This is a genomic window from Gordonia sp. i37, from assembly GCF_002043085.1.
Classification (GTDB): domain Bacteria; phylum Actinomycetota; class Actinomycetes; order Mycobacteriales; family Mycobacteriaceae; genus Gordonia; species Gordonia polyisoprenivorans.
Window position 1 is genome coordinate 18,432 of the sequence record NZ_MVPX01000494.1, and the last position, 9,038, is coordinate 27,469.

General features: G+C 65.6%; 8 protein-coding genes and 1 pseudogene. All 9 read left to right on the forward strand.

Annotated elements, in window-relative coordinates; genetic code table 11:
- The first annotated feature begins 175 nt into the window (after window positions 1–175).
- Entirely contained in the window at window positions 176–3,241 is a 3,066-nt protein-coding gene (locus B1964_RS24110) for an RND family transporter (RefSeq protein WP_079931588.1), read from the forward strand.
- A gap of 113 nt (window positions 3,242–3,354) precedes the next feature.
- Window positions 3,355–3,738, forward strand: a complete 384-nt coding sequence (locus tag B1964_RS24115; protein ID WP_079931580.1) for a hypothetical protein — start codon at window positions 3,355–3,357, stop codon at window positions 3,736–3,738.
- Between the two features lie 243 nt (window positions 3,739–3,981).
- Window positions 3,982–4,152: pseudogene (locus B1964_RS31600) on the forward strand (LysR family transcriptional regulator); the annotation flags it as partial.
- A gap of 125 nt (window positions 4,153–4,277) precedes the next feature.
- Window positions 4,278–4,883, forward strand: coding sequence for a LysR substrate-binding domain-containing protein (locus tag B1964_RS31250; RefSeq protein ID WP_366664297.1), 606 nt, complete (start codon window positions 4,278–4,280; stop codon window positions 4,881–4,883).
- Window positions 4,880–5,800 carry a serine hydrolase gene (locus B1964_RS24125; RefSeq protein ID WP_079931581.1) on the forward strand — a complete coding sequence of 307 codons (921 nt, stop codon included), beginning with the start codon at window positions 4,880–4,882 and terminating at the stop codon, window positions 5,798–5,800. The genes B1964_RS31250 and B1964_RS24125 overlap by 4 nt, the downstream gene beginning before the upstream one ends.
- 168 nt (window positions 5,801–5,968) lie before the next feature.
- Window positions 5,969–6,847, forward strand: a complete 879-nt coding sequence (bla, locus tag B1964_RS24130; RefSeq protein ID WP_216354283.1) for a class A beta-lactamase — start codon at window positions 5,969–5,971, stop codon at window positions 6,845–6,847.
- A gap of 96 nt (window positions 6,848–6,943) precedes the next feature.
- Entirely contained in the window at window positions 6,944–7,375 is a 432-nt protein-coding gene (locus tag B1964_RS30540; protein WP_172398952.1) for a hypothetical protein, read from the forward strand.
- Window positions 7,376–7,427: 52 nt separating this feature from the next.
- Window positions 7,428–8,012 carry a TetR/AcrR family transcriptional regulator gene (locus B1964_RS30545; protein WP_172398953.1) on the forward strand — a complete coding sequence of 195 codons (585 nt, stop codon included), beginning with the start codon at window positions 7,428–7,430 and terminating at the stop codon, window positions 8,010–8,012.
- Between the two features lie 182 nt (window positions 8,013–8,194).
- Window positions 8,195–9,038, forward strand: an 844-nt coding sequence (locus B1964_RS24140; protein WP_079931584.1) for an alpha/beta fold hydrolase, incomplete at its 3' end; no start/stop codon positions are given.

Sequence of the window (9,038 nt, forward strand, 5' to 3'; positions counted from 1 at the left end):
ACGACAACGAATTTGCGTACTTTGATGTGACGAATGACTTGACCTGTAACCCAGCGGCGATGCCACCCCCGCCGCAGCCGACACTTGACTGTTACCGAGCGTCACATCTACTGTCATGCCACTATGCCTAGTGGCATACATATCATCGATCGTTGACATGGACTAGGGAGTGAACATGGCCGACCGGGGTGATGCCGTGCTCAGGCGTATCGGGCGACTGACCCATCGGTTCGCCGCGTGGATCGTTCTGTTCTGGGTGGTACTCGCCGCCGCGCTCACCGTGACGGTCCCGCAGCTCGAGCACACCGTCTCGACCAGATCCGCCGATTTCGTTCCCGCCGACCTACCGGCCAACAAGAGCCTGGAGCAGATGGCCAAGGACTTCGGCGTTCCGGCGTCCAACGCGGTGGGCAGCGTGGTCCTGGTCAGCCGCAACGGCTTCGGAGCCCCGGAGCAGAGGTACTACGGCGCCTTGGTGCGGGCGTTGGTCGCCGACAAGAGCAACGTTGCCTACGTGCTGGACACCTACGGCAACCCGGTGACACGCGACATCGCGCTGAGCCCCGACGGCAAGGCGGTTACCGTACTCGTCGCCAGTGCGGGATCGGCGGGCTCGACCCGCGCCCACCACGCAACGATTGCGATTCGCGACCACATCGCGGCACTCCCGCGACCCGACGGGCTGACCGTGCACTTCAGCGGGCCGACCCCTACGCTGTCGGATCTGTTCTCCGGCATCGACATGTCACTCCTGATCATCACCGGGGTCTCGGTTCTGCTGATCACGGTGATGCTGGCGCTCGCGTACCGCAGGTTCACGACCGCGTTGATCCCGCTGCTGACCGTGGGCCTCGTTCTCGCGATCGTCCGGCCGGTCATCTCCCTGCTCGGCGCACACGGCGTGCTCCCGGTATCGAACTTCACGATCGCGATCATGACCGCGTTGGTGCTCGGCGCCGGGACCGACTACGCCATCTTCGGAATCGCGAACTATCACCGCGCGCGCCGCGCCGGCGCAGAGGTCGTCGATGCGGTCACTGCCGTCTCGGTTCGTACCGCCCCGATCCTCATCGCGTCCGCCCTGACCATCGCCGCGGCCTGCGCGTCGATGGTGTTCACCAAGATCGGCATGTTCGCCACGGCCGGCCCTCCCACAGCGATCGCAGTGCTGATCGCCCTCGCCATCGCGTTGACATTGCCCAATGCCCTCCTGTCCCTGGCGGGGCGACGCGGGCTCGCCGAGCCGCGGCCGTCGACGGAGAGACGGTGGCAGCATCGCGGCGCTCGAGTGATCCGGCATGCCGGGGTGTACACGACCGTGGCACTGATCTTCCTCATCGGAACCGCCGCCGCGACGACGACCCTGCGCCTCAACTGGGACGAGTCCGCGATGCCCGTCCACGCGACCGACTCGACCAGAGGATATGACGCTGTCCGGCAGCACTATCCGACGGCCGAGATCTCCCCGGAGTATGTGACCTTCCGCGCCGATCACGACCTGCGCAACACAGCCGATCTCGCCTCGCTGGAGCTGGCGGCGATGGCGTTGTCCAAGATTCCCGAGGTCGGGTTGGTCCGCTCGATCACGCGCCCCGACGGAAAGCCGCTGGCAGAGGCCGCCACCGGCTATCAGACCGGCATCGTCGGAGGCCAACTCGGCGCTGCCGAACACCGGATGTCGGCGGCCGAACCGCAACTGAGGACGCTCGCCGAAGGGGCGCAGCAGCTTTCGACCGGAGCAGATGCGGCGGCCGTCCAGATGCCCGCGGTGGTGTCCGGTACCCAGCAGGTGGTGTCGATGGCCGGTACCGTTCTCGACGGCCTCGACCAAGTCAATGGCATCGCCCGAACGGCGACCGGCGGCGACTCCCTGGCACAGACGCTTCCGGTGCTGCGCACGGCTCTGGCCACCGCCGCATCGGCCATTGCCGCACTCGACTCCCCGTCGCGGGAAGCGACCGAGGCCCTGACCGAGCTCGACGAGGTGTTCACTCCGTTGGTGGGCGAACCCACGCGGCAGTGCACGTCGAGTCCGGCGTGCGAGACCGCGCGTGCGGCGTTCGCTCAACTCGATCGTGCGCTCGGCGGACGCGCTTCTGCGGCCCTGACCTCCCTGCATGCCTTCGCCGGAGTCCCCACCGAGACGATCACCCGAGTTGCTGGACTACTGCCACAACTCAATTCGGCCTTGAGTACCGTTGATTCACTGTTGCAGCAACTCGCCGGGCGTTCCACCGAGCAGGTACGCGCCGACCTGGCTCGTCTCGAGCAGGGCGTGGCGGATCTTTCCAGCGGTATGTCGCAACTCGCCGATGGTCTGCACCAGGTGCGGGAAGGGACAGCGCAGGTGGTCGCTCTGACCGGGGCGTTGACCAAAGGGCTCCACCAGGCCTCTGAGTACCTGACCACCATGGGGAACGCCACGTCGACGGGTGCCGGATCCGGATTCTATCTGCCGCCGGATGCACTGCACGACAAGCGCTTTGTTGCCGGCTCCCGGCTCCTCATCTCGCCGAACGGGCGCACCGCACGCATGATCGTCACATGGAAGGTCAACCCCTACAGCCAAGAGGCGATGGCAGCCAGCCGTCAACTCCCCGCCGTCGCGCATCGGGCATTGACGGGAACCACCTTGGCCGATGCCTCCGTATCGACGGCCGGACTGGCGTCGCTGTCGGCGGATATGCAGGACCAATTGCATCGCGACTTCCTGATCTTCGCGTCGGTCGCCGCTGCCGCGGTCCTGGTCATCCTCACGGTGTTGCTGCGTAGCATCCTGGCTCCGGTCCTGTTGGTGGGCACCGTGATCCTGAGCTTTGCGTCAGCGGTGGGGGTGAGCGTGCTCGTCTGGCAGCACGTGATCGGCATCGACCTCGACTGGTCGGTGATCCCAGTGTCGTTCATGGCGCTCATCGCCGTCGGTGCGGACTATTCGATGTTGTTCGCCGACCGCATTCGCGAGGAGTCGCGAGCGGGGATGGTGCGCGGCATCATCCGCGGCTTCGGGAGCACCGGCGGGGTCATCACCACGGCCGGAGTGGTTTTCGCTGTCACGATGTTCGCCCTGATGAGCGGCACCGTCCTCAACCTCGTGCAGATCGGCTTCACCATCGGGGTCGGCCTGTTGCTCGACATCGCGATCGTGCGCACGGTTCTGGTCCCGGCGGCCATGGCGGTGATCGGAGAGAGGATCTGGTGGCCGTCGCGACCCACTCCCACGTCCCGTACGGCAAAGGTGTGACGAATGCGCGGACGATCCGCACCATACACCTGATGAGTGCGCACCGTGGTGGAGCGTGACTCGTCGCCCGGGCGACACTGTCGATTCTGTGCCAGACGTCGTGGTGGAAGCGGGTGCTGAGCCTCACGACGGTGGTCGCGGCGATTTTCGCAGGGGCGTGCGTGATCAGCGGCAGCGGATGGATTGTCGGTACATGGATATTCGCGGGCGCAGCTCTGGCCTACATGGCATTCGGAATCATGGCGAGCCTGGTATGCGTCTACATCCAGAACCGGCGGGTCCTGCGACCCGGATCACGGTGGGGATCCGGCAGCGACGAGACCCGGATTCGAATCGATACCCCGGCAACGACGCACGTCATCGACCGCAGCAAGATCCTCTCGGCGCGCACCGCCGGCGCACTGGTCATCCTGCGAGTCCGCCCGAAGGTGACTCTCGGACTCCCGACCGCGCTCTTCGCCGAACCAGCACTGAAGAACCTCCTCGACCGACCCTGAAGCGCTGCCGTGCCGACGCTTTTCTACTGTCGGCACACCGGGTTCCGCCGCAGGATCTCCTGACGAGGTCATGCTGCTGGGTCCACCACTGACGACCGGCACCGGAAAGCTCTCCACGGTTGATCTCAGGACGTCGGTATTGTCCGGTCCGGACGAACCTCGTTATATGGCAGCGACATTCGCGGAAGGCGGAAGGTAGGTGACGCCTGGGTTCCCTCCAACGTGCTTGCGCTCGTCATGGAGATGCACGTTGGTGACGCCATCGAGCGAGACCTGCATACTCGGAGCGTGGATCTAGTACGTCATCTGCGGGTGTTCGTCGCCGTCGCCGAGGAAGGCCATTTCGGTCGTGCCGCCGATAGGCTCGCGATGACGCAGCCTCCGGTGTCGCAGGGGTTGCGCCGATTGGAGAACACGCTGGGACTCGAGCTCATTCTGCGAACGAGGCAGGGAGCAGAGCTCACCGAGGCAGGTGCGGAGTTGCTTCCTCGCGCCCGCCTGCTCGTGGATGACGCAAGCGTTTCACCGATGTGGCCCGGTTGCTGCGCGACTCCGCGGGGGATGTGCGGTGGGGCCTGCCGCAGCACCTGGACGCCTCGATCGGAACCGGGGTGGCCTACGCACTCCGCGCACACGGCCGCCAACACACCGTGGTGGATACGTCATCGGCGCTGGTACAGCTCGTCCGATCCGGGGCGTTGGACGTGGCCATCATCGAGCATCCCTGTGTCACAGAAGGTTTGGAGGTTGGTCCGGTCACACAGTTGAGCCGATCGGTCCTGGTCGCGAGCGATCATCCGTTGACCTCCGCGAGGCGTCCGTCGCTGCGTATGTTGCGCGGCTTGGCACTCAGTTGCCCATCCCGAGACGATAATCCACCGGCGTTCGACGCCCTCATCGACCGTCTACGGGCGCGCGGACTCGACCCAGAGGTGCTTCCGTTCACCACCGCAGCGGCTCAGGCGGCGGCCGTCGCGTCCGGTGCGGCGTTCGCACTCGGATCGGCATCGACTCAGTCACCGTTCATCACGGCGGTGACTGTTACCGAGAACGATCTGGCGATACGGCTACGTGTGGTGTCGCGGACCGATTCCGTCCAGGACGCCGCCGACGCAGTGATCTCAGCGATCTGGACGTTGCGATGATCATCGATCCTGTGGGAACACAGGTGGCCCGCAACGTCGCGGCGATCTTCGCAGATGCCGGGTGCGCAGGGTGGGTGCATGCGCGGGTCATCGGCGGCCGCGCATCACAGGAGATCGATCTCGGCGCCGACCATCCGGTGGTGATGGCCTCGGTATACAAGTTGACTCTGGCAATCGCGTTCGCCCGGGAGGTCGACGCCGGGGAGATCGACGCATCGGAGCAGGTACTCGTGGATCCCCGCGCGCGGCCGGACGGACCGACAGGGTTGTCGTTGTTCGGCGATCCCGTTTCGTTGACCTGGCGGGACCTGGTGACCTCGATGATGGTGGTGTCCGACAATGCCGCGGCGGATGTCGTTCTCGAGCGGGTCGGACTCGAATCGATCGCCGCGGTCCTGGCCGACGCGCACACCACACACACCACCGTCGTGGATGGGGTCCGGCAAGTCCACGCACGGCTCGTCACCGAAACCGGCACCAGCACCGTGGCCGAGGCGTTCGCCGTGCTGGCCGACACTGATCGAGATCTTCAGGTCACCGCCTACGACGCCGCCTACACCAGTGCAACCACACCCCGGGATTGCACCCGCCTACTGGATTGCCTCTGGCGAGACGTCCTGGCAACCCCCGAGTCCAGCGCGTGGATTCGGCGTCTGATGGCGCAGCAGGTATCCCGGTCGCGCATCGCATCCGGCTTCAGTGTCGGTACCAGGGTGTGTGGCAAGACCGGCACCATCGGGCCGATCCGCAACGAGGTCGCGGTCATCGAGCACCCCGAGGAGTACACCATAGCGGTGGCCGTGTTCACGCGCAGCGCCCGCGGCGATGCCGGCGGACCGCGCGTCGACGTCGCGATCGGTGCGGTGGCGCGCGCAGTCGTCACCGCGCTGCGTACTCCCCGCGACTCCGACGGTTGAGCTCACCACCACGAAGAATCGGCGCTCGGTATCACTGTTGACGTGCTCCGATACTCGATGGCTATGCACGTCGGCGCCAGTGAGACTTTCCCAGCCGATGCCATCATGGGGTGATATCAGCTCATGTCTCCACAACACCTCCGATTCCGAATCCGATCTGTTCGCAAGGTGGCGACCCTGATCACCGCGATGGCGGCAGCAATTGCCGTCGCCGCGCCCGCCACAGCGGCCGCGCCCGCGACCGCCGATTCGATCGACGCGCAGATCCGGCACATCGCGACCGCCAACGACGTAACGACCGGAGTGTGGGCGCAAGATCTACGAACCGGCCGGGTCATTGCGGCGGTGAACTGCGAACAGCGGTACCCGGTGTTATCGATGTCGAAGGTCTACCTGGCCGCCGCGGTGCTCGATGCCGCCCGACACGGACTCCTGCGGATGGACTCCCGAGTACCCGTGCACGCCGATCACATCGTCGCGAACTCGCCGATCACGAGCACCTACGCGGGTCGCACCCTCAACTACTCCGAGATCGCCAAAGCAGCTCTGCAGTACAGCGACAACACGGCGGCCAATCTCATGTTCGCCGCGATCGGGGGACCACTCGGCGTCACCGCATACGCGCGCACAGCCGGAGATGGGGCCACAGTGATGGTCCGCGAGGAAACGGAACTGAACACCGCGTTCCCCGGCGACTCCAGGGATACGACGACGCCGCGCGCATGGGCCGCGGGACTGCGCTCGACCATGTCAGGAGCGCGCCTCGACCCGCGCGATCGCGTGACCCTACTCGGATGGATGCGCGGCACGCACACGTCGGACAAACGTTTCCGCGCCGACCTTCCGGCCGGATGGTCCACCGCCGACAAAACCGGCACCGGCGACTACGGCACCGCTAATGACGCCGGAGTCCTCTACGGCCCCGACGGAGCACTGATACTGCTGGTCATTCAGACCCGCAGCGCCACAAATAACTCCAAGGCAACAGCGCGGGACTCAGTGATCGGTCAGACCGCGGCACTCGTGACAGCACATGCCGCACGCTGATGATCCCGGCGAGAATGGTCGGCTGCCGCGTGATCGCGAGCGCTCGGTGCAGACTTACTATTGCTTAATGACCGATCAGTCATTAATAATGACTGCATGGTCACTAGATCTGCTCAGGGTCCCGTCCGTCTGTTGGGCCAGGTGATCGTCGTTTATGCCGTCGTGGCGATCAGCACAGTCGCCCTGCTGGGCATTCTGTCGGCGACTTCACCACATCTCGCGCCCACCGACGCGTGGGTCCACGCGATCATCGTCGGGGTGTTCGCCGTGGTCCTCCCGCTGCGCCTGCGTGGCGTCCGCTCCGGCAAACGAGGGAGCTTGCGCGCGATCGGGATCATCTCGGGTGTGCTGGTGGCGGTCAACGTCGCCGAGGCATCGATCCCCGGCTTTGTGCCGACATGGATGCGTGTGGAGATGGTGGCCATTGCCCTGCTCCTGGCGATCTCGGTGGTGCTCGTCATCCGAATCGCCACTGTCGGCGATAATGGGGCGCATGGACCGATCACGGCGGAGCGCTCCCGTCGCTGACGGCCCCCGTTCACGGGTGCGCTTGAGTGCTGACGCACGTCGGGCCCAGATCATGGCCGCGGCGATCTCGGTGATTGCCGAGCGCGGCTACGCGGCCGCATCGGCAACGGCGATAGCCATCACCGCCGAGGTCGCAAAAGGACTCATCTGGCGCTACTTCGATGACCGGGACGACCTGATGCGAAAGACGGCCGAACACATCGATGAGCGGTTGCGGACCGAAGTCGTCGACCAACTCGACTTGTCGCAGCCGGCCACCGACATCGTCCGGCAGGCCCTGCACCACCTGGCGTTGCTGACGCGCACGCACGCGGCGGAATTGCGGGCGCTTGATCACATAGTGCACAACCTACTCACTCCCGAAGGCGACCAGCGCCTCTCAGTCCACGATTACGAGACCGGCTACCGCCTCCAAGAGGAGCTGTTTGCGCGTGGCATCGCCGAAGGCTCCATGAACCCGGCCGACACACGCGTCATGGCGGTCACCTACCAGGGCGCTATCGACGCGATGCTCGGCTATCTCACCGCACATCCAGAGCTCAAACCCGCCATCTACGCCGAGCAACTCGCCAACCTCCTGATCAACGGCTTTGGCACTCGTGACCACGACGTGGGACCCGACGACGCCGGGCAGTGATCGCGTAGGCCGATTCGATGCGGGTTTCCTGTCGTTTGCGGTCGCGATGGTCGATTTGTATTCTGCCCCAAACTGATTCGATCATCGCTATTACCACCGCGCAGTACGCCTTGCCGCATTTGATGGTCGAGTCCGACATTCTCACTCCTCCGATGTTGCCGATGGTGGACTAGCCTGGCGGGATGCCGGGGGAACCGATTGCCACGCGCCAGCGGATCGGGACCTCGCTGGTCGACTTCGAGGTGGTGAGTGTCGAGGCCGAGGCCGCCGCCGGAGATCCAGTGCTGCTCGTGCACGGCTGGCCTGATGGCCCAGCATCGTGGCTGCCGCTCGCGAGGCATATCGCTGGTCACGGTCTTCGGGTGCTTGTGCCCGCGTGGCCCGGAGTGGGTGGTAGTGCCGCGGTCGGTGTGCCGGTGCGCGACGTGGCGAGCCAGGCCGGTCTTGTCCGGGCGCTCACAGAGTTGGTCGCGGCCATCGGGGTGAACGGTCCGGTGCATCTGGTGGGGCATGATTGGGGCGCGCTGGCGTCCTTCGGGGTCGCTGCGACGGCACCATCAACGATTGCGTCGCTCACGGCTCTGGGCGCCGGGTGGTCGCCACGGTCCGCGGCCGCCGAACTACCCGCCCCAGAGCAGCTGCACATGTTTTGGTATCAGTGGTTGCTGAATACCCCGATGGGGGAGCGATATCTCGCGACCCGTCGCGCCGAACTGGTCGCCCATCTCTGGCGACAGTGGTCGCCGGAGTGGCACTTCGAGACCGGGGAACCCGCGCGCGCGGTGGCAGCGTTCGGTACCGACTGGGCGGATGCGACTATCGGGTATTACCGCAACCGATGGTGGTGGGGTGAGGCCGCATCGCGTGAGGAACTCGCCGGCACGGACGCCGCCTTGACCGCGGCACGGCGAATCACCGTTCCCACGCAGCTGATCCACGGAGAGCGGGATGGCTGTTTTGCGCTGTCGACCTCGCGGGCGACCGAGCGGTTCGTCGAGGCCCACTACCGACACACGGCGTTACCCG